This is a genomic window from Geminocystis sp. NIES-3708 (genome assembly GCF_001548095.1).
Lineage (GTDB): Bacteria > Cyanobacteriota > Cyanobacteriia > Cyanobacteriales > Cyanobacteriaceae > Geminocystis.
The window spans coordinates 2498641-2521259 of the sequence record NZ_AP014815.1; the positions used below are offsets into that span (position 1 = coordinate 2498641).

A 22619-nucleotide genomic window follows, 5' to 3' on the forward strand; every position below is an offset into this window, starting at 1 on the left:
TAAATCATCGTTATCATGATAAAAAGTTAGTTAATAAATATCATCAAAATAATTAACAATGACGAAGCCTGAAAAAAATATTGAATTGGAAAAAGTCATTCTCAAAGGTAGAAAATTTTCTCTAGCAGAATTAACAGGCAAAGAAGGAGGTAGTTTTCTTAAAGGAGAATCTCCAGTACCAAAAATAGTTAAATTAAAAATAGAAATAAAACTTTTTGTTAGTAATAATTTAAAAGATTTATCTTATTCATTGCATTACAAGCCGTTTTAAATGATAAAGTTGAAGGAGAAGACAAAAAAATAAGTTCTCATCAAGAAAAACCTCTTCACGCCTTACAATTCAATTAATGGTTGAAGAAATTATCAGTAATGATCATGTATATCACCAATTTGTGAAATAGGTAGATTTAAAATGGGAAAATATGAACAGTCAATGTCATCATTTTCAATCATCAAATTATTTCAAAAAAATAATCAAATTCTATCTAAATAAATATGGTGTTAGTGAATCAAAAGAGTAACCCTTTTTGTTTATTCGAGTTTCAATTTTCAATTAAAATCTAAAAAGTGTGCCTCATAAGGGTATAAATTGCCATAATCGTTTTTGATAAATTTATGAAGAGCAAATATAAAAGAATAAGTAATAAATTTATTTTGCTGGAAATTAATTACTAATTAAGCCAATTAACAATTTTATGCCAAATAGAAGATACAGATTTTGATAATTTTTTCCAAATATTTTCAAATTTATCCCATACATCTTTATTTGTATTAATGAGCTGTGGTTTATCAGTTTCAATAGGTTTAATTTTATCAGTTTCAATCTCATCAAAAGGATCTTTTTTCGATGTTGATATAGGTGTTTTTGGAGTAAATTTATCATCAAAAGGATTGGAGGTTTTTTGTTTTAATTTACTCCAAGGATCATCTTTTTTTTGTTTTAAATTATTTTTCTCTATCGTACACCATGGATCTGAAACTGGTTGATTTTTATTTGTCGTAGCTGTTTGAGATGTACTAGGATCAAAAATACCAAAAGCTGATGAATTAGTATTAATGTTTATGGAAGTAGGAGGTGGTAGAAACTCCCAAGTTTTTTTATTGCCCTTATAGCCACTGACTACAATTTCTAAAGGTTGTAAATATTCAATATCCGATGTTTGACAACATTTTTCTAATTGTTCGGTAAAATAAATAATTTCTGGTGAGAGTTTTTTAAGTTCTTTAAATGTAGAAGATGAACTAGGATTTATTAAGTCTTTTTCAGAAAAAATTAACCTTTCTTCTTGCTCAATTTTCTGCCAATAATGAGGATTTTCAGCAATCACTAAAAGGGACAAATAAATGATGAGTTCAGAAAAATAATCGGATTTTGAACTCAGTTTATCCAAATATTTTCTCTTGGGATGTTGATAACCGGTTAATCCCTTAATAACATCTTTTTCATTACTTAATTGAGGCACATATAAACTATCATAATCGATTAAACATATATCTCCATTACTACGCACTTTAATATTGCCATGTTGTAAATCTCCATGGGAAATATTTTTTTGATGAAGAATTGTCATCATTTCTAAAAATTTATCAGCAAAATTACGAATATAAACGGGATTGTTAATATTATTGGCGATAAATTCCTTAAAACTAACACCTTCAACCCATTCCATCCTAACAATAGGATATTTTTGCCCATTAACAATAATACCTTTTTCTTGATAGGCAAAATCAACAAAATAAGGAAGTTTTACGGTGGTTAAATAATTGTCAATGGCTTGATAACGGTTTTTTAAGTTACCTAAATCCTCTACCCAACATTTGAGAGCATATTTTTTAGGATTGGTTTGAATCTGATAAACGATAGCTTTTCCACCACTCAAAGAAAATAAAAAATTAGGATTTTGAACTTGCGTAACCGCTTTACCTGTTTTTAATATGGGATCAAGTACAAGTTTATCAAGATACTTAACAGCTATTTCATAATCCCCTCTTAATGGATATTTCATTTTTTAATATACACCTCAAATTGAAATTTACACCACTCTAATTGACTATTACTATCAAGATTTTTAAATTGTGAAGGTTGTTTTAATGTCCCGAATAATTGAGCATTTTTATCTGGTTCTATTCTAATATTTTGAGTAAGTATGATTTCTTTATCTGTACAATTTTGAGTAGTTGAAGTAGATTTATGAGCATAAACAGTCCGCATTATTTTAAGCCAATTATCCCCTTCTTCTATAATTTGTGCTTTGACTTTTGTTTGAGTAGATTCTATTAAAACTTGTGATAATTCTTTGTCTTTATAAATCATAGTATTTACCTCAATTTCTATAAATTTTGGTTCATTAATTTCAGATTTATTCGGAGTAAGTGAATTAGAAATATTTTGATTATCTGATAGATTTTGATTACTTTCAGTAGTAAAGGAAGAAGAATTTAAATTATTTGATGAATTTTCAGTAATTGAATTTTGATCATTTGGATTAACTACATTTGGATTAACAGAATTTTTCCCTAGAAAATAAGTAATTAGTGAGAATGGAAATAGCAATAAAACCACAACGAATAAAAAATTTCTTTGGAATGTTAAATTTATGTTTGCTTTTTTTTAATCTCTTAGCTGATTTTGTTCATTAGGTGTTATATTTTCTGAATTATTATTAAGTTCGGCGGAAAGTGAAATTAGTTTCTCCTCATTTTCTCGTTGATTAACTTCTTGTTTTGGCGAAATACCTACAGGCGGTAATAAGCTATTATTTTGTTTTTGTGAATTTATCGAAGCTAAAGGCTGAAGAATTTTTAGATTATTCACTTCTAAAATTATCAAGGTAACATCATCATTTTTCATGGAAATAGTGTCTTTATCTTTTCTTGCAAGTGACACAAACTTTTCAAAATCTTGTTGATTATGAATATCGTTTATTTTGGTGAAAATTGGTTTATCATTTTCTAAGCATTTAAAAATAAATTCTGAGAGAGCATCTGTTGCTAAAATAAAGTAATATTTTTCCTCCGAGTTGCTTGGTTTCTCAAAAGGTATATCCAAAAATGTAGGCTGAAAATCATTATTTTTTTCATAACTAGCAAAATATTCAGGACGATTGCCAAAATCCTGAGAATTTTTTAAGGGATAACTAGCAATTAAAGTATTTATAGACTGATAATTTTTGACGATAAATAAGCAACTATCACCAACTAAAGAAACTTTTAAATAATTTTCAAGAAATTCTAATCCAATCAATGTTGACGTTGCTGATTCCCGATAATTTAACCGATTGGTATTTGTCACCCAAACAGGATTAAGCTCACTTTTTGCTTTTTCAACTTTCTTTTTTACTTTTTTTAACCATTCTTCTTGAATAGGTTTAAGCCATAATTCCCAATTTTCTTCTTTAATATCAGGATTTTGACAAAAATGATTGACAAGAAGTTCTGCCCATAAACTAGGATAAAATGATTGACTTGCACCATCTGCAATCGCAAAGCAATTTAGTTCTGAATTTAGGTGAAAAAAATCCTGACAATCAGCAATAGTTTCATTTTCTTTGTGAGTTCTACCACTAAAAATAATATGAATTGACATAATTTACCTGAATAGTTAGAGATATTTCAGTGACAGAAAACCTTAACGTAAAGCCCCTTGAGAGCCAAAATTAAGCAGTTTAATTAATGTTTCTGCATCAGCATTGAAAACAAAACCCTTCGCTCCCGTTTGGACATTAAAACCTGCATTTTTAGCACTTTCTACTAAAGGCTCTGGTAATATACTAGAAATATCAAATAAAAATTTGGCAAATTGATTACTGCTAAACCCAGAATCATTGCTAGGTAACTCTATTTTTCCTGCTGAAGCGTTAGAAATGTGAGCATTGAGGATAATTACATTACCATCACTGGTTTTTAGTTGTGCTAATTTTTTTGCTTCATTAGTGGCTAAAGCCATGTTATTCGGTTCACCATCGGTAATATTAATGACAATGGGAGGAAAACCATTGGGATGATTAGCAATAAATTTTTCTATACCATTAGAAGCCTGTTGAAAAGCCTCCGCCATAGGAGTACCGCCATTAGCTATTGGATTAACAAACAGTCTTTGTACTTCATCAACTTCAATTAATCCCCCAGCACCATCAGAAATTTTTCTCTTAACTGTAGTGGTGTTAGGATTTTTAGCTAATTCCGATGCCGTTTCCAAAAAGAGTATATCTACATTTGAACCATATCCGATCACTGCCACATAACATCTATCTTTAATCTGAGGGGGCGACAATGAAGGTAAACAGACGATGGCATAAGAGATTGAAGCTGGTAATCTGGATAAAAATAAGATGTTTTTAGTTTTTATATTAATTACTATAGAAAAAGATGTTTCAACTTCCCCAATTTTATCAGGAGTATTTAAAAAAACAGTTTAATTTACCTCAATATTTAACTCTTTGTCTTTTAGTTAATTTACTTCAAAATCTTAAAACTGTTAGGTTAGAAGAAATGGCAAAACTTTTTCCTTATCCGATTAAATTAAGAAGTAGAATTAAAAAGTTACAAAGATTTTTAAGTCTGAAAAATTGGAAAGTTGAAACCATATGGTTTCCGATTTTAAAATCATGGATTATGAACCAATGGGAATCAAACAAAGTAATTTATTTAGTCATGGATAGAACACAGTGGCAAAACATTAATATATTGATGGTAAGTTTAGTTCATCATCAACGAGCTATCCCTGTATATTTTATCTGATTAAATAAAAAAGGAAGTAGTAATTTATCAGAACAAAAACAAGTATTAGAAGCAAGTATTAATTTATTAATTGAATATAAAATAATCGTTTTAGGAGATAGAGAATTTTGCTCTGTGGATTTAGCAAAATGGTTATCAGTAGAGAAACAGGTTTATTTATCTCTACGTTTAAAAAAGAGTGAATATGTGGAGTTAGAAACTGATATATGGTTTCGATTGAGTGAATTAGGTTTATCTCCAGGATTCTCCGTATATTATCGAGGAATAAAAGTTACAAAAACCAAGGGATTCTCAGGAATTAATTTAGCAGCAAAATGGGGCGTTGCTGATTTAAGGTATGATTTTCTAATAAAGAGATCACCAAGTGGCGCTGCACAATCGCTATTAACAAAAGAAAGATAAAATGAAATGTCCAGAATGTGGTTCTAACCATATCCATAAAAATGGGATTAAAAAAGGTAAGCAAAATCATCTTTGTGTTGATTGTGGAAGACAATTTATTGATTACTCACAAAGAGGTTCAAAAGGTTACGATGATGCACTCAGACGTGAATGCTTAAAAATGTATGTTAATGGGTTGGGTTTTCGGGCAATTGAAAGAATAAAAGGTATTCATCACACAACTATAATTAACTCGGTCAAAGCCGTGGGAGAACTTTTACCCGATAGTTATAATCCTGAAAGTACGCCACAAGTAGGAGAACTAGATGAGTTACAAACATTTGTGGGTTCAAAAAAAACAAAATGTGGTTATGGACTGCGGTAGATCACTTTAAACCGGGTATTTTAGAATGGGTTATCGGAGATAGAAATGCACAAACATTTCAACCATTATGGAAGTAAAACAATGGAATTGTTACTTTTATGTAACTGATGGTTGGAAGGTGTATCCTCATTTTATTTCTGATGGGGAGCAAATTATCTCTAAAACTTATATGACAAGAGTAGAAGGGGAAAATACCAGATTGAGACATTATCTTGCACGATTACATCGAAAAACTTTGTGTTACTCCAAATCTGTTCGAATGTTAAAGTCTTCTATTTCATTATTGATTCATTATCTTCAATTTCGAGATGTCCCCCTTCCTTGGCGATTGCCTTTTCCCTGCACCCGCAGCGCCACTTCGTGATGCCAATGGCACATTATGGGTGTGCGTAGCGTGCCTTCGGCATCGCCTCTTTCATTAATCATACCTTAATTCAGCAACGCCCAAAATGGAAGAAAAACTATAGACATAAATCGAGTAAAGAGCCATGGTTTATTCTCACAAATTTAGAAAGTATGTCGGAAACAATCTCTGCTTATTCCAAAAAAATGGGTATTGAAGAAATGTTTAGAGATTTTAAATTAGGAGGTTATAACTTAGAAAGTACAAAACTTGAAAATGAACGACTAATTTCTTTAATTATACTGATAACATTATCCTATAGTTATTCAACATTTATAGGAGAAGAAATTAAAAGAAAAGGAATAAGTGAATATCTAGTTAGACCCACAGAAAAAAGAAGAAGATATAAAAGATATAGTGATTTTTCTATTGGTTTAAATGGGATAAAATGGCTAAGTGAAATCTGCTTTTTTCAAGAACAATTAGATAAGTTAACCTCTTTATTTCCTCAGAAACAGTCCTATTATCGTCAAGGTATGAGGGCTATTTCCCTTATCCAATCTGCATTCTGAATGTTCTGTCGCCCCCTCAGATCTTTAATACCATCCCCAGATGAACAAGATAAAATAATTTCTTCAATAACTTTATTAACTGCTACGGATGCAAATTTTGCTTTAGTTGAGTTAGCATAAGAATCTGACATCGATCCCGATTGATCAATCATAATAATAATCAGTCCGGGGTTAGCACTACTCAACAATTCTTGATACATAATTCAAGTAACCTCATTTGGATTTTATTTATTCCTTGAATAACATTGTATTTTATTAAAGAATATGATAAAGTACACTCTTAGTACCTACTTTGTACCTAACTTGAATGAAAGTTAGTAAAATTTGGTATATTTCAGTTCATTAAATATTTAATTCTTAAAGTTTTTCATGAATAACTTTGATGAAGTGTTGGAGTATGTTGAGAACTTAATTGAGCTTAGTTCAATACAAGAAAGTATCTTAAGAGAAACTTTTCAAGGTAAAAAAAATTTTCAAATAGCTCAAGAGTTTAATTGTAGTGAATCTCATATCAAAAAAGAGGCTGCTAAATTATGGCAAAAATTAGGACAAGAATTAGATGAAAATATTAATAAACATAATGTTCGTTCTCAGTTAACAAAAAAATATCGTGTTTCTCAAGTTTCTAAATTTGGTCATTGTTTACAAGTTGATAAAGGAAATATAAATATTTGTGATAAACCTCTACAATGTACAAACATTTTGTCAAAAAAATTTTTGTCAGAAACTAAAAATAAATTACCTTTAATTGACTTAATAGAAGCACCCGAAATCAATTACAATTATGGGCGTAATTTAGAAATTAATCACCTAAAAAAATGGCTAGAAAATAAAACTAAATTAATCATAATTTATGGATTAAAGGGCATTGGAAAAACAGCCTTAATCCTAAAATTAATTTCTGAAATTAACATAGAATTTGACTATGTTATCTACAAAAGTCTTGATGACATTCCTAAACTTGGTGAGCTTAAAAATAACTTAAAAAATATTTTTTTTCAATCTCAAATAACCCCATTAGGCAATGTAATAGAATATTTTAAATCATTTCGTTGTTTAGTAATTCTTGATGATATAGAAAATCTGTTTAAAACGGAGGAATTAGCAGGACAATATTTTAGTGAATATCAAGATTATGATAAATTTTTTGCTCAAATAGCAACTAAAAATCACAAAAGTAGCGTTATCTTAATTAGTCAAGAAAAATCCCCCGATATGGAGATATTAGAAAATAATCATCATATTAGAACTTTAAAAGTGGAAGGATTAGGGGAATCAGCTAAGGAAATATTGAGAGAAAAATGCCTAAAAAATAAGGAAAACTGGGACAAATTAGTAACACTTTATAAAGAACATCCAACATACTTAAAGATTATTTCAGGGACAATTAAGCAACTGTATAATGGTGATCTTACTGAATTTTTAAACCAAGAAAATAATTTATTTATCGGAGATATAAAACTTTATTTACAACCTCTTTTAGAACGTTTATCAGAATTAGAAAAAAAAGTTATTAATTGGTTAACTACTCAAAATCAACCTGTAAATATTACTCAAATTTCAGCTAATTTAGAATTATCAAAATCAGAATCGGGAATACTAATTCAATCATTATTACGCCGTTGTTTAGTAGAAAAAGTAGTAATTGAAGATAAATTTTATTATGAACTAAACAATATATTTAAAGAATATTTAAAACCGAATAAATAAATTTTACCAAATTAGACTTAAATCTAAAATAAAATCAGGTAACACATTCTCCCCCGATATAGTTTTTGGATAACCTAAAACTTCTTTTTTTTGCCCTTGACGATAGATTTCTACTTCTTTTTTTTCAGGATTTATTAACCATCCTAACTTTACGCCATTATCCATATATTCTTCCATTTTTTCTTGAATATCTTTTAAAGAATCCGTTTTTGACATTAACTCTAACACAAAATCAGGTGCGATCGGCGAAAATTTAGTTTTTTCTTCTTTTGTTAATTTATCCCATCTTTCCTTTTTTATATAAGCAACATCAGGAGAGCGATTACTACCTTTTGGTAGTTTAAAACAAGTAGAAGAATCAAAGACAAATCCTAATTTATATTTACGATTCCAAATCACGAATTCCGCATTTAATTCTGCATTATACATACCTGTTTCACAACCAGTTGGTGACATAATAATAATCTCTCCTTTTTGATTTCGCTCTAAATTCACTTCAGGATTATGACGACAAAGTTGATAAAATTTTTCATCATCAATTTTAGAAATTACATCCAAGTTAATAGTATAAGCTGTCATTATAGTATTTCCCTTTTTATGCCACTGTTCTTATCTTAACACAAACAACAAAAGACACCCCCTAAGTTAATAGAGAGTGCTTTTTGATTATTATTTAGTTTTTTAAACTATAACTTAACCATTGATTACAGGAGCAGACACAGGTTCTGCACTTGCTAAATCTAAGGGGAAGTTGTGAGCGTTACGTTCATGCATTACTTCGATACCGATGTTTGCACGGTTTAACACATCTGCCCAAGTTCCAATTACATGACCTTGACTATCTAAGATAGACTGGTTGAAATTGAAACCGTTGAGGTTAAATGCCATGGTACTTACACCCATTGCGGTGAACCAAATACCAATTACAGGCCATGCACCTAAGAAGAAGTGTAACGCACGACTGTTGTTGAAGGATGCGTATTGGAAGATTAAACGACCAAAGTATCCATGTGCCGCTACGATATTGTAGGTTTCTTCTTCTTGACCGAATTTGTAACCGTAGTTTTGAGATTCAGTTTCAGTGGTTTCACGCACTAAGGAAGAAGTTACTAAAGAACCGTGCATCGCGGAGAATAAAGATCCACCGAAAACACCTGCCACTCCTAACATATGGAAGGGGTGCATTAAAATGTTGTGCTCAGCTTGGAATACAAACATGAAGTTAAATGTTCCAGAGATTCCTAAAGGCATACCATCAGAGAAAGAACCTTGACCGATGGGGTAGATTAAGAATACAGCAGTAGCAGCAGATACAGGTGCAGAATAAGCAACACAGATCCAAGGACGCATTCCTAAACGGAAAGATAGTTCCCACTGACGACCCATATAACAAAAGATACCGATCAAGAAGTGGAATACTACTAATTGGTAAGGACCACCGTTGTATAACCATTCATCTAAGGATGCTGCTTCCCAAATAGGGTAGAAGTGAAGACCGATGGCATTACTAGAAGGAACAACTGCACCAGAGATGATGTTGTTTCCATAGAGTAAAGATCCAGCTACAGGCTCACGAATACCGTCAATGTCAACGGGAGGAGCTGCGATAAATGCGATGATAAAACAGGTAGTTGCAGTTAAGAGGGTAGGGATCATTAAAGTACCGAACCAACCTACATATAAGCGGTTGTTGGTAGAAGTGATCCACTGACAAAACTGCTCCCATGCGGAAGACTGTTGTTGCTGTAATGTAGTAGTCATTTTCTTATGATTGCGTTATAAATTTTTCGAGGTACAAATTCGTGATTGCTCACATTTATATAATGACAAATTTATTAAGAATTGTAAAGGTTTTTAAGGATTAATTAACTTATAAGTATTATAATATTTTCTTATATGTATTAAAAAAACAAAAAAGTCCCCCTTGAAAGGAAGGACTATTAGGATTTTGTAGTAATCGTTAAGCAGAAGAAATAATTATTAATAAGATATTGTTTAAGAATCTGGGATAAATAGTTTCGTTTCTTCTATATATTTCCATGGCACTCCTTCAGGATCTTTACTCTGACTCCACAAAGAAAAATCTGCTTCTAATTTTCGTCTTCCTATCGTCTGAGAGGTAACATCTAAACGTTTAGCTAATTCACTCTGGGTTACAGTATCAGTATTCGTTTCTACTGTAGATGCACTCGCCACTATTGTTTCAGGTGTAGGGGGGAGAATATCGGAAAAAACAGTGGGATTAGGTTGAGGAGGAATTACTGTCGTTGTGGGAGATGGACTAATATCAGAGACATCTTTTATTGAGTCAATTTCAGCGAGATCATTAGAAAATGAAGCGTTTAAATTAGGTTCAGGTGCTAAGTCAGTATCATCATCTGGTTCACTATCGTCAAAAATACTACCTAATGCGTTAGCAGTCAAGAAATAATAAACAATTCCTTTATCTTCGTATAATCGCTTAACTGCACCATATTCTTCCGTTTTTTGTTCTAAATACCAACGGGCAGTTTTAGCACTAAGATCTGTTTTTGCGGTAAGATCAACTACCGTTAAACAACCTTGATGGGCTTGGATTAATTGATTAAAGAAAGGATCGATTTGTTCAGATAGTTGTTTCAAACGGTATCTTTGCCATATTTTATAGCCTAGTGCGAAGAAAAAAATTCCCACAATTAAAGGCCAAAATACAAATACTACCATGGTGATTAACGCTAGAGGCAGTAACACCAAAAGGATACTGTTAGCACCACTATCTATTACTTTTCCAGTCATAGTTTTAAGTGGTTATGTGAATAAAAGACAAGAAATCTTCTCGATTTTGTCTAAATATTTGACAATTATAGTTTAAAACTATTTAAAAATCAAAATTCACTGATCAAAAAATGAGGGTAACTTTTTCTATCTGTCCACTTGTTCACCTGTCTTGTGTTCATCATTTTCCTAGTGTTGAACTGAGGTAATTTGAATTTCTAACCACTCAATTTCATCAATAATCGCCCATTTACATCTTTGCCAAGCTTCTAACTGATAAGGATCATTACAAACAAATTCAAAATCTAATTCTTTTTTTTCTAAATATAATTTACAAGTCATAAACCGATGTTCTAGTAATTTTAATCTTTCTTGGATTTCTAAATAACTGAAAAAGAAATATTTAATCATAAAACGAGAACGAGAATTAATCCAACTTTCGTGAGGATGTTCTAACATTTTTTCGTGCCATTTTTCTCTACCTTCTGAGGTTATACTGTAAATTTTACGAGGATTATTATTATCTTCTTCAGTAAATACTTGAATGAATTTTTTCTCTTCTAAACGTTTTAAAAGAGGATAAATTGCACCATAATTGACGCTAATACATCCACTCATAAATAACTCCATTTGCTGTTTAAGACGGTAGCCGTGGAGTGGTTCTTTTTGTAATAATCCTAAGGTTGCCAATTCTAACATGAAATTTCAACTTTTATATCAATTTGATATAATTTAATGATATGATAAAATGTAAATAAATTATTAAAATTTTGCCATAATACTCAATATTTTTGTAAATAATATGGTTAATCCTAACTCTCCTCCCCCTTGTGAAGAATCAAATATTGAAGAAGAATTACAGATTTTATCCTCTAACCAAGAAGCCCAAAAAAAGTCTTTTTCTCGTTGGTGGATAGGTTTAAGTGTCATTTTTATCGCCTTAATAGTGGGTGGTGGTAAATTGTGGTTAGCAGGTAATGATCAGGAAAATAAAGCTCCTGCGGCTGCTATGGATGGACAACCTCAAGCTATTCCTGTCAAGTTAGAAACTCTAATCAGTCAATCTTTAGAAAATAGTAGTACTGTCGTGGGAATTTTAGATGCTCCTAAAGCAGTGACAATTAAGTCGGAAGTGGATGGTAGGATTAACCAAATTTTAGTAAAAGAGGGTACAACAGTTCAAGCTGGACAAGTACTTTTAATTGTTGAAAGTGATGAATTACAAGCAGAACTAAGTCAAGCTCAAGCTCAATTGGAAAATGCGGAGGCTCGTTTAGCACAATTAAAAACAGGAAGTCGTATTGAAGATATTGATCAAGCTCAAGCTGAATTGAATCAAGCGATGGCAAGATTAAATAATGCTCAAGAAGGAGCACGCCCCGAGGAAATTGCTCAAGCAAAAGCACAGTTAGAATCAGCTCAAGCAGAGTTAGACTTAGCCAATGAAAGATTGAAAAGATACCGTAATTTACAAGAAGAAGGAGCTATTTCTAAGGATCAATTTGACGAAAGGCTGAAAACTCAACGTCAAGCCGTGTCATCTTTTACAGAAGCACAACGTCGTTTATCTGGTTTAAAGAAAGGAAGAAAATCAGATGTAAACGAACTACAAGCAGAAGTAGAACGGGCAAAAGCAAACTTAAAACGCTTAGAAAATGGAGCAAGAATTGAAGAAATAGCCCAAGCTCAAGCAGATGTATCAGAGGCAAGGGCAAGAATAAACTCTATAGAAGTAAGAATGAAAAAAACGGAAATTATCGCTCCTTTTATGGGAATTATTGGAGATATACCTGTTAAATTAGGAGATTACCTAGAATCTGGACAGGAATTAACAACTCTTACGGAAAATAATGATTTAGAGATAAATCTTTCTATACCTTTAGAACAAGCGAAAGATTTGCGTTTAGGTTTACCTGTCGTAATTTTAGATAGTCAAGGGAAAGAAATAACTTCGGGAAAAATTAGTTTTATTTCTCCGAATGTGACGGCGAATACTCAATTAGTTTTAGCTACTGCAACCCTTGAAAACGCTACAGAAAAACTGTTTAATCAAGGTTCAGTGCCAGTAAAAGTAATCTGGGATCAACGTCCGGGGGTTTTAGTTCCTTCGGCGGCGGTATCTCGTCTTGGGGGTAAAACTTTTGTCTTTGTTGCTGAAGCCATGGAAAATTCTTCTTCAGATAAACCACAATTGATTGCTAAACAAAAATTAGTCACCCTCGGTAATCTTCAAGGTAATGATTATCAAGTTTTGGATGGTTTAAAAGTTGGAGATCAAATCGTAACCGCAGGAATCATGAATCTCAGGGATGAAACGCCCATTATGCCTTTACCTTAAGGATAGAAGTTAGGAGATAGGAGACTGGGAGACTAAGCGAAAACCCATTTAACTTAAATTTTTTCTAGTAATCAAAAAACTATGAAATTTTTAACTATTGCCTACCTTCATTTTCAGTCAACTTGGATGCGTTGTAGCTTAGGAGACTCTTAAGACTAGAGAGTTAAACACTAATATTTCACCAAAAAATATGTTTGTCGATTTTTTTATTAAACGTCCAGTTTTTTCTACTGTTTGCGCCCTGATCATTCTTTTATTAGGTACAATTAGTATTTTTACTCTACCTGTTGATCGCTTTCCTGATATTAGCCCTACTCAAATTCAAGTTACCGCCAATTATAATGGTGCAAATGCAGAAGTCGTAGAAAATGCCGTAACTAATATTTTAGAAAGACAAATTAACGGAATTGAAGGCTTAAAATATTTATCATCTAGTAGCAGTAATGATGGCACTAGCAGTATTATCGCCACCTTTGATTCTTCAAGGGATAAAGATTTAGCTGCCGTTGATGTGCAAAATCAAGTCTCTACTGTCGAATCTCAATTACCTGAAGTAGTACAAAGAGCAGGAGTAACCGTAAGTAAACAATCTAATAATCTTCTGATGGGATTCGGTTTATTTGCTGAAAATGAAGATTATGATAATCTATTTCTAAGTAATTATGCCGATCGTTATCTAGTAGATGCCTTAAAAAGAATCAATGGAGTCGGTAATGTTGGGATATTCGGAGAGCGACGTTATGCTATGCGTTTATGGGTAAATCCTAGCCGTCTAGCTAGTCGTGGTTTAACTATGGCAGATATATCTCAGGCATTATCAGAGCAAAATATTCAAGTAGGAGCTGGTAAAATAGGGGCTGAACCTGCACAGGAAGGACAAGAGTATCAAATAGATTTAAGAGCAATTAGTCAATTAACCTATCCTGAAGAATTTGAAAATTTAATCCTCAAAACTGATGAAAATGGTGGTATAATTCGTTTTAAAGATGTAGGTAGGGTGGAATTAGGCTCTCAAGACTATAGTTCTTTTTTACGTTTTAGGGGAATAGATGCAGTAGGAATCGGTATTTATCAGCTACCAGGCTCTAATGCTTTACAAGTAGCGAAAAATGTTAAAGCAGAAATAGCAAGATTGGCAACAGAATTTCCCAAAGGGCTTGACGTAAAATTGGCTTTTGATACCACTGCTTTTATTCAAGAATCTATGACAGAGGTGTTAATTACCCTTTTAATTTCCATTGTCTTAGTAGTTTTAATTATCCTCGCTTTTTTACAAGATTGGCGTACAACTTTAATTCCTTCTCTAACGATTCCTTTATCTTTAATCGGTACTTTTGCTTTTGTAAAGATTTTTGGTTTCTCTATTAATACGTTAACCTTATTTGGTTTAACCCTCGCAACAGGTATGGTCGTTGATGATGCTATCGTGGTTGTAGAGCAGATTCACCGTTATATCCAAGATAAAGACATGGAAGCGCATGAAGCAGCTAGTGTCTCCATGAAACAGTTATTTGGTGCAGTTATTGCCACTTCTTTAGTGTTAATGGCAGTATTTGTGCCTGTGGCATTTTTTCCTGGTACAACAGGGGCTTTATATCGTCAATTTGCTCTTACCATCGCCTTTTCTATTTTAATTTCAACTTTTTTAGCTCTTACTCTTACTCCTTCTCTGTGTGGATTATTACTGCGAAAAGGACAACACGCTCCTGATTGGTTACAAGTCATATTTGATCGTTTTAATCTTTTTCTCGATTGGGTGACAGAAAGATATGAGCGATCTTTGATGTTTTTAACTCATTTTAAACTGTTTATTATTGGTATCTTTATAGTTTTAATTGCTTTCACCGGGTTGTTATACACAAAAACTCCAACTGCGTTTTTGCCCGAAGAGGATCAAGGCTATTTTATTACTATTGTTCAAGCACCCGAAGGTGTTTCCCTACAATATACCAGCGAGGTAATGAAGAAAGTAGAAGCAGAAATGCTCCAAATGCCTGAAGTTCTTGCTACTTTTGCTATCGGTGGTTTTAGTTTTGGTGGTAGCACACCAAATCAGGGTATTATCTTTACTCCTCTTAAACCTTGGCACGAACGTAGCTCACCAGAACAAGGAGTACAGGCTCTCATTGGTAAACTTTTTGGCAAATTTGTGATGATTCCTGAAGCAAGAATTATACCGATTAATCCTCCTGCAATTCAAGGTTTAGGTAGTTTTGGCGGTTTTACCTTCCAGTTACAAGATCGTAGAATTAATCCAGATCTTAATTCCATGGTTGAAACTATGGGACAATTTTTAGGTGCAGCCAATGAAACTGAAGGTTTACAGAGGGTGTTCACCCAATTTGCCGCTAACAGTCCTCAATTACTAATTGAGGTAAATCGAGAACGGGCAAAACTTTTAGGAGTTGATTTAGATAACATTTTTAGCACCTTACAAACAGCTTTAGGGGGAGAATATGTTAATGATTTCACTTTACAACAACGCACCTATCGGGTTTATTTACAGGCTGATCAACAGTTTCGTTCTAACCCCGAAGATGTTAATAAACTATATGTGCGATCAGCTAATAATGAAATGATACCTTTGTCTAATTTAGTAAAAATTACTCCTACAACTGGAGCACAAAGTATTAATCACTATAACTTATTCCGTGCCATTGAAATTAATGGTTCAGCCGCTCCGGGATTTAGTTCAGGAGAAGCAATCACAAAAGTAGGAAATTTAGCTCAACAGATTTTTCCATCAGGATTTGCCTATGAATGGACAGGTATTTCTTTAGAGGAAATAAGTGCTGGAGGATTGGCGATCGTTATTTTTAGTTTAGGATTATTATTTGTATTCCTAGTTTTAGCGGCACAATATGAAAATTATATAGATCCTCTAATCATTATGTTAGCTGTACCTTTAGCCATATTAGGAGCATTATTAGCCCAAATGTTAAGAGGATTTCCTAATGATGTTTATTGTCAGATTGGCTTAGTAATGTTAATTGGATTGGCTAGTAAAAACTCGATTTTAATTGTGGAATTTGCCAACCAATTAAGGGAAGAAGGATTGCCTATTGTTAAAGCAGTTATTGAAGCCTCAAAACAAAGATTGAGACCAATTTTAATGACTGCAATTTCAACTTTAATTGGGATTTTTCCTTTAGTAATTGCTACTGGTGCAGGGGCTGGAAGTCGTCAATCTTTAGGGACAGCTGTTTTTGGAGGAATGTTGATTGCTACTTTTTTAAGTTTATTTATTGTGCCAATTTTATATATAGTAATTACAGCAATTTCAAATAAAAGTCAAAAAATCATATAATATAATTGAATAATCATTGATTATCTAAAAGTATCAAGCTATTAGCTATAGTAGAAAAAAAATTGGACTTTCAGATACTTCATCACTAGGTAAGCCGAATTAATGATTAACTTTATTTTTTTCAAATCTATGAAAACAATGGGTTTAAACCTATTGCCTAATATCATTAATTTTGCCTAGATACTTAATAAATTTCCTCCCCCATTTGGAGGGAGGGAGGCTTAAAAAATGATAAAAGGAAACAAAAACTATGACTCCTGAACAAATCAGACTACAACAAGCCCGTGACTCTAAAACTCCTTGGAAAAAATGGGGTCCTTATCTCAGTGAACGCCAATGGGGTACAGTAAGAGAAGACTATAGTCAAAATGGCGATGCTTGGAATTATTTTACCCATGATCAGGCACGTTCGAGAGCTTATCGCTGGGGAGAAGATGGTTTAGGGGGTATTTCCGATGATCACCAAGTCCTTTGTTTTGCCCTTGCTTTATGGAATGGTAAAGATCCCATTGTTAAAGAGCGGTTATTTGGACTTAACAACAGCGAGGGGAATCATGGTGAGGATGTGAAGGAGTATTACTTTTATTTAGATAGTACTCCCACCCATTCCTACATGAAATATCTTTATAAGTATCCCCAACAAACTTATCCCTACGAAGATTTAATTGTTACTAATCGCCACCGTAGTAAAGACGAATTAGAATACGAACTAATAGATACAGGTATTTTTGAAGGCGATCGCTATTTTGATGTTTTTGTTGAATACGCTAAAGCTGATACTGAGGATATATTGATTAAGATTAGTGTTTGTAATCGTGGAGACGAAACCGCTACCCTACACTTATTACCAACCCTTTGGTTTCGCAATACTTGGTCTTGGGCAGATAGTGGCGAAAAACCTGTTTTAGAAAAAATCGAGAGTAATGAACACAGTATCATTCATGCTTATCATACTGATTCTTTATTTCAGCAATTTCTAGGAGATTATTATTTATACTGTGATAAAAATGTTCCCCTTTTATTTACCGAGAATGAAACCAACAATGCTCGACTCTTTGGCGATGAAAATGCTAGTCCTTATGTTAAAGACGGCATCAATAATTACATTGTCAATGGACAAAAAGATGTGGTTAATCCTAGTCAAATGGGAACAAAAGCCTCTCCTCACTACCAACTAACAGTCAACGGAGGGGAAACCCAAATTGTTTGTCTGCGTCTGAGTCGTCAAGCACCTAATCAGTTAACAAATCCCTTTGATAATTTTGAGCAAGTTTTTCTTACCCGTAAACAGGAAGCCGATGCTTTTTATGATGTCATTATCCCAGCAAGAGTGAAGCCTGATCAACAGCGAGTTAATATTATGCGTCAGGCACTAGCAGGAATGCTCTGGACAAAGCAATATTTCTACTATGACGTGGATAAATGGCTGGAGGAACATAATGTTACCCCTTGGTCAGAGCCCGGACAACGTCAACGCACTCGCAACGGAGAATGGTTTCATGCCTATTGTGATGACATTATCTCTATGCCCGATAAATGGGAATATCCTTGGTTTGCCGCTTGGGATTTAGCTTTTCATATGTTGCCCCTCTCTATTGTTGATTCCGATTTTGCCAAAGAACAATTAGATCTGATGTTGCGTAACGATTACCTGCACCCCAACGGTCAAATTCCTGCCTATGAGTGGAACTTTGGGGATGTCAATCCTCCTGTTCATGCTTTTGCTACCATTCAAATTTATTTGATCGATAAAGCACGGAATGATGGCAAAGGAGATATTAATTTCCTCAAGTATGCCTTTTCTAAATTGTTGATTAACTTTACTTGGTGGATTAATCGTAAGGATCGTGCTGGTAATAATGTGTTTGAGGGAGGTTTTTTAGGATTAGATAATATTGGGGTATTCGATCGCAGTTCACCCTTACCCACAGGAGGATTTTTAGAACAAGCAGACGGTACAGCTTGGATGGTGTTTTTCAGTCAACAGATGCTCAGAATTGCCGTGGAACTAGCATTACATGATCCCCTGTATGAAGAATTTGTGAGTAAGTTTTTCGAGCATACCATGTGGATTGGTGGGGCAATGGATCGCTTGGGAGAACACCAAGATGAAATGTGGGATGAAGAGGACGGATTTTTTTACGATGTCCTACGGTTGCCTGATGGTACAGCTATGCGTTTAAAAGTTCGATCAATGGTGGGGCTATTACCTTTAGCCGCAGTGGCAATTTTTGAAGATGACGACCTCAAACATTTACCTAATTTTGTTCAACGGGCACAAGCATTTTACCGCCGTCATCCTGAACTTTTAATCAATATGCACATCCCCAGTAAACAAGGTGTCTCAGGTCGTCGTATGCTCTCCGTATTTAACGAGGATAAATTACGCCGTGTTTTATCTCGGATGCTAGATGAAAATGAGTTTTTCAGCCCTTACGGTATTCGCTCCCTTTCTCGCTATCACCAAGAACATCCCTTTATTTTTCACCACAACGGTCAAGAATTTAAAGTGGATTATCTCCCCGGAGACTCTAATTCAGGGATGTTTGGCGGTAATTCTAATTGGCGTGGTCCTGTGTGGATGCCCGTTAATTTGTTACTCTTTGCCGCTCTTATGCGTCTTTATGCTTTCTACGGCGATGACTTTAAAGTTGAATGTCCTACAGGTTCAGGTAAATACATGACTCTCTTTGAAGTAGCTCAAGAGCTTGGCGATCGCCTAACTCGTATCTTTTTACCTGATAGTAACGGTCATCGCCCAGTATATAATGCTTCAGAAAAGTTTCAAACTGATCCTCACTGGAAAGATTATATTTTGTTCTATGAATACTTTCATGGCGATAACGGTGCTGGTATTGGGGCTAGTCATCAGACAGGTTGGACAGGTTGTATTGCTCGTATTCTTCAAGTGATGGGAGACTTGACAGAAGAAATCCTGACGGGTAAAGATGCAGAGATGGCTGCCGTTAAGAAAACTATCGGCAAATAATAGGCAGAGAGAATCTAAAAATAGACTTCTTCATAAAATCTCATTTTGGTACTGTAAAATAAGCATTTCAACCGCTTTTTTCTTAATGGTAGGAAATGTCTTTTATCTTTAACTCATATATATAATGTTAAGATAGTGTGGTTTTTGCAACTTTTTCGGTACCTTAATTAGGGGCTGCTAAATTAATCAGGAAGTTATAAAAATAAGCGATTAAAACACACTACATCAACAAAAAAATGCACAGTTTTAGGAAGGAGTTTAAACCAATTGTTTACTGGCAAAATAGGCAAGTATTATACAGTTACATACTTTAATTATAAGAATTAAAACCATTGCCCATTGCCTACCCTCATCAAAATACTTTTTCAGCAAACCCTAATTATTTGCTTTTCGCTTGATTTTTAGCCTGTTCAAGCGCAACTTCTTTCATAGCTTCAAATGAGTTACGATTAGATGCTCCTTCAATAGCTTTTACAGCTAAATCTTGAACTTGTTTTAAGGCAGAATCTAGTTGTTGTGTCAAATTATTTAAGCGATTTTCATTACTCAAAATAGTCGATTCTAAGGCTTGTATTCTGAGTTGATAATTTTGGGTTTCTCCTTCAATTTCTTTTTGTCTTAAATCTGTTTTTATTTTGGCTTGATAATGTCCAATTCCTTTACCTTCTTCTTTCGCTTTTTTAATTTCTGTTTCTAATTTTGCTTCAAATTCTTCTACTTTTTGCTTGACGATCTCATACTCTTTTTCTCGATCACTAATATCTTTTTCTCGATTTTGCCAAATTTTTTCTTGTTGCTGACGAGCTTCATCTAAGGCTTTATAAAGTTGATTTAATTCTTGTTGATAATTGTCTTGATCTAACTCTCTTGTTAATGTCAAATTATAGTGATACTCTTCATTTTCTCGTTGTTTATTTTTAGTATAATTATCATTACGAATTTTGATTTCTCGTTGTTTATTTTCTTGTTCTTTAAGCCATTCTTTTTTTGCTGTTTCTAATTCTTGTCCTAAAATTTCTTGTCTTTGATTATATTCGTTAAATAAAGTTTTTGTACTTTCATCATAGGTAGCTAATAAGGTGTTTAAAGTATCATCTTCAATGGTTTCTAAATTGTGCAATTCTTGTAGTTGATTTAATTCTGATTGAATGTTATTTTCTAACTTTTCTAAACTTGATGCTTCAGTAATTAATTGTTCAGAAAGTTGACTAACAGCACTACCAAAACCAATTTGTAGCTGTTCTAAATTAGCAATTACTTGTTCAATATTATTAATTTTATTCATGGAATTTAAAGAAGTATTTTCAGGAGGTTTAGGCACAGATTTTACGGGAGGATTATTAACTATTTTTTGAGCATTGTCTAAGGCTTTTTGTTGCACTTGAGTTTGTTTTTGAGCTAATTCTACTTGTTTTTTTAAATTAGTTTTCTCTTGTTCTAATTCTTGATAAGCCGCTAAAATTTCTGCCTTGGTACTTTTAGAGTTAATTGCCATATTTTTAACCTTTTTATTGTTAATAAATTTCGTTGTGAGGAATTGAGTCTTTTATTCTGTGAATATGTTCTATTTTTCTTATTTTATAAACACTTTATGCCCTATTTATTATTTTACAAATAAGATAATGTAGAATAAAAGTTATCTTTTTTTTAAGAAGATTTAGAAAAATTAATTATTGGGTTGAAAAGCTCTTAAAGCTAAATTTTGAGCCTGATTAGTTGCATTTTGAAGTTGTGCAATAATGGCTTCTATTTGTTCAGTTTGTTGCTGAATTTTTGCTTCTAAAGATTGAAGTTTAAATTCATAACCTTGTTTTGTTGATTCCCATTCTTTTTCTAGTAAATTAACTTTAACTTGGGCTTCTCTGTCAGCTTCTTTTATAGCTTCAGCACGAGCTTTATTTACTTCTGTTTTAATTTGCTCTTCAAAACCTTCAATTTTTTTCTTATTACTGTTAAATTCTTTTTCTTGACTGGTTAAAATATTTTCTCTTTCTTGCCAAAGTTTATTTTTGTCTAAATCAGCTAATCTCAATTCTCTTTCCTGAATTCTTTTCGCTTCTTCATATTCATCATTTTGAATTTTTCTTTCTACTTCTAATTGATAATTAAAATCAGCCTCTAATTGTTGTCTTTGTTGGGTTAAAAGCTCTAATTCTTCAGCTATTTTTATCGTAAATTCTGTATCTTCTTTTTCCCAATTTTTCCGTAATTTTTCTTTCTGTAAAGTTATATTATTTTGTGCTGTTTCAATTTGAGTTTCAAGAGAAGTTAATCTTTCTTGATGTTCTTGTCTTAATATATATAAAGCATCAGCAACTAAGCGAATTTTTTGTAATTCTGCTAACTTTTCTGTTTCAACGGTAATAGCTTTTTTTAGTTCTGTTAAAATACCAGATTCTGTCTCTAATCGGTTAGCTATTTCTTTAGTTAAATTACTAAAATCTAACTGCAAATTAGCCATACTATTAACAATGTTATTAACAGTATAATCAGCAACTTTCGCTAATAAAGCCTTATTTTTTTCCTTTTCAACTGTTTCTTCTTTAGTTTCAACTTTCGACTGTTTTAGTTGATATTCAGCGAATAATTGCCCAAAAGCTAACATAATTTGATCTTTACTATCTTTAACTTCTGTTTGACTCATAATCTTAAACTTGACTTTTTATTCAACATGATAATATTATAATAACTAATGTTGATTTTTTCGTCAACTAAATGTTGATTTTTTGTTCAAGGAGAAAAAAATGATAGAAATAATAGATTTTGGGATATTAATTAAGGACGCAAGAAAACAAAAAGGTTATACTCAGAGGCAGTTAGCGAAAAAATTGGGTATTGATTTTACATACCTTTCTAAGTTAGAAAATAGTCGCCCTGATTATGCACCAAAAGAAGAGTTAATTAGGAAATTAGCGGATTATCTCAATTTAGATGAAGAGGAGTTAATATTTTTAGCGGGGCGTATTCCTTCACAAGATGAGGATTTAATTAAGCAACATTATCAAGATATGCCTTTATTATTTCGGCGTATGAGAGAGAATCCTGAATTTGCCGCTAAAATATTTCAACAGGCGAAAACGATTGATAATTATTAGGTAAA

The 22619-nt window shown here is 32.8% G+C and carries 19 protein-coding genes and 1 pseudogene; 10 read left to right on the plus strand and 10 right to left on the minus strand.

The window, feature by feature from the left end; translation table 11 throughout:
- The first annotated feature begins 58 nt into the window (after positions 1 to 58).
- On the plus strand, positions 59 to 271 hold the full coding sequence (locus tag GM3708_RS11030) for a hypothetical protein (protein WP_066346782.1): 213 nt from the start codon (positions 59 to 61) through the stop codon (positions 269 to 271).
- Positions 272 to 671: 400 nt separating this feature from the next.
- Here the strand turns inward: GM3708_RS11030 and GM3708_RS11035 are convergent, their stop codons facing one another.
- The 4 genes from GM3708_RS11035 to GM3708_RS11050 all read right to left on the minus strand — a co-directional run bounded on the left by GM3708_RS11035 (position 672) and on the right by GM3708_RS11050 (position 4240).
- Complete coding sequence (locus tag GM3708_RS11035) at positions 672 to 2006, minus strand: protein kinase domain-containing protein (protein ID WP_066346785.1); 1335 nt, start codon at positions 2004 to 2006, stop codon at positions 672 to 674.
- On the minus strand, positions 2003 to 2314 hold the full coding sequence (locus GM3708_RS18560; protein ID WP_144439312.1) for a hypothetical protein: 312 nt from the start codon (positions 2312 to 2314) through the stop codon (positions 2003 to 2005). The genes GM3708_RS11035 and GM3708_RS18560 overlap by 4 nt, the downstream gene beginning before the upstream one ends.
- 297 nt (positions 2315 to 2611) lie before the next feature.
- Positions 2612 to 3586 carry a hypothetical protein gene (locus GM3708_RS11045; protein ID WP_066346794.1) on the minus strand — a complete coding sequence of 325 codons (975 nt, stop codon included), beginning with the start codon at positions 3584 to 3586 and terminating at the stop codon, positions 2612 to 2614.
- A 42-nt stretch (positions 3587 to 3628) separates the two neighbouring features.
- Positions 3629 to 4240 (minus strand): vWA domain-containing protein, encoded by a 612-nt coding sequence (locus GM3708_RS11050; protein WP_231932914.1) that lies wholly within the window; start codon positions 4238 to 4240, stop codon positions 3629 to 3631.
- A gap of 128 nt (positions 4241 to 4368) precedes the next feature.
- Here GM3708_RS11050 and GM3708_RS11055 point away from each other — a divergent pair, with 128 nt between their 5' ends.
- The 5 genes and pseudogenes from GM3708_RS11055 to GM3708_RS11080 all read left to right on the plus strand — a co-directional run bounded on the left by GM3708_RS11055 (position 4369) and on the right by GM3708_RS11080 (position 8131).
- Positions 4369 to 4740, plus strand: coding sequence for a hypothetical protein (locus GM3708_RS11055; RefSeq protein ID WP_066346798.1), 372 nt, complete (start codon positions 4369 to 4371; stop codon positions 4738 to 4740).
- A 114-nt stretch (positions 4741 to 4854) separates the two neighbouring features.
- The gene (locus GM3708_RS11060; protein WP_066346801.1) at positions 4855 to 5142 is read left to right on the plus strand and encodes a hypothetical protein; all 288 of its coding nucleotides are present in this window, start codon (positions 4855 to 4857) and stop codon (positions 5140 to 5142) included.
- Position 5143: 1 nt separating this feature from the next.
- A pseudogene (locus GM3708_RS18025) lies at positions 5144 to 5870 on the plus strand (IS1 family transposase).
- 152 nt (positions 5871 to 6022) lie between these two features.
- On the plus strand, positions 6023 to 6421 hold the full coding sequence (locus tag GM3708_RS11075; protein WP_197671658.1) for a hypothetical protein: 399 nt from the start codon (positions 6023 to 6025) through the stop codon (positions 6419 to 6421).
- A gap of 369 nt (positions 6422 to 6790) precedes the next feature.
- A complete protein-coding gene (locus tag GM3708_RS11080) occupies positions 6791 to 8131 on the plus strand; it encodes an AAA family ATPase (protein ID WP_066346803.1) in 1341 nt (446 codons plus the stop codon).
- Between the two features lie 3 nt (positions 8132 to 8134).
- Here GM3708_RS11080 and GM3708_RS11085 read toward each other — a convergent pair whose 3' ends face one another.
- From GM3708_RS11085 to GM3708_RS11100, 4 genes are all read right to left on the minus strand, one after another.
- Positions 8135 to 8710, minus strand: coding sequence for a Uma2 family endonuclease (locus tag GM3708_RS11085; protein WP_066346805.1), 576 nt, complete (start codon positions 8708 to 8710; stop codon positions 8135 to 8137).
- A gap of 114 nt (positions 8711 to 8824) precedes the next feature.
- Positions 8825 to 9892: a photosystem II q(b) protein gene (gene psbA / locus GM3708_RS11090; protein ID WP_066346808.1), complete on the minus strand. Its 1068-nt coding sequence runs from the start codon at positions 9890 to 9892 to the stop codon at positions 8825 to 8827.
- A gap of 234 nt (positions 9893 to 10126) precedes the next feature.
- On the minus strand, positions 10127 to 10906 hold the full coding sequence (locus GM3708_RS11095) for a hypothetical protein (RefSeq protein WP_066346811.1): 780 nt from the start codon (positions 10904 to 10906) through the stop codon (positions 10127 to 10129).
- Between the two features lie 168 nt (positions 10907 to 11074).
- Entirely contained in the window at positions 11075 to 11584 is a 510-nt protein-coding gene (locus GM3708_RS11100; RefSeq protein ID WP_066346820.1) for a PadR family transcriptional regulator, read from the minus strand.
- 103 nt (positions 11585 to 11687) lie between these two features.
- On the opposite strand from GM3708_RS11100, the gene GM3708_RS11105 reads away from it, so the two are divergent.
- The 3 genes from GM3708_RS11105 (at position 11688) to GM3708_RS11115 (ending at position 19519) form a co-directional block, all read left to right on the plus strand.
- A complete protein-coding gene (locus GM3708_RS11105) occupies positions 11688 to 13223 on the plus strand; it encodes an efflux RND transporter periplasmic adaptor subunit (protein ID WP_082714083.1) in 1536 nt (511 codons plus the stop codon).
- Between the two features lie 190 nt (positions 13224 to 13413).
- Positions 13414 to 16530, plus strand: coding sequence for an efflux RND transporter permease subunit (locus tag GM3708_RS11110; protein WP_066346823.1), 3117 nt, complete (start codon positions 13414 to 13416; stop codon positions 16528 to 16530).
- A gap of 250 nt (positions 16531 to 16780) precedes the next feature.
- Positions 16781 to 19519, plus strand: a complete 2739-nt coding sequence (locus tag GM3708_RS11115) for an MGH1-like glycoside hydrolase domain-containing protein (protein WP_066346826.1) — start codon at positions 16781 to 16783, stop codon at positions 19517 to 19519.
- A gap of 379 nt (positions 19520 to 19898) precedes the next feature.
- On the opposite strand, the gene GM3708_RS11120 is transcribed toward GM3708_RS11115, so the two are convergent.
- Together GM3708_RS11120 and GM3708_RS11125 are read right to left on the minus strand one after the other, a co-directional pair.
- On the minus strand, positions 19899 to 21014 hold the full coding sequence (locus GM3708_RS11120) for a hypothetical protein (protein WP_066346830.1): 1116 nt from the start codon (positions 21012 to 21014) through the stop codon (positions 19899 to 19901).
- 171 nt (positions 21015 to 21185) lie between these two features.
- Positions 21186 to 22163 carry a hypothetical protein gene (locus GM3708_RS11125; RefSeq protein ID WP_066346832.1) on the minus strand — a complete coding sequence of 326 codons (978 nt, stop codon included), beginning with the start codon at positions 22161 to 22163 and terminating at the stop codon, positions 21186 to 21188.
- A 100-nt stretch (positions 22164 to 22263) separates the two neighbouring features.
- Here GM3708_RS11125 and GM3708_RS11130 point away from each other — a divergent pair, with 100 nt between their 5' ends.
- Positions 22264 to 22614: a helix-turn-helix domain-containing protein gene (locus tag GM3708_RS11130; protein ID WP_066346837.1), complete on the plus strand. Its 351-nt coding sequence runs from the start codon at positions 22264 to 22266 to the stop codon at positions 22612 to 22614.
- Positions 22615 to 22619 lie beyond the last annotated feature (5 nt).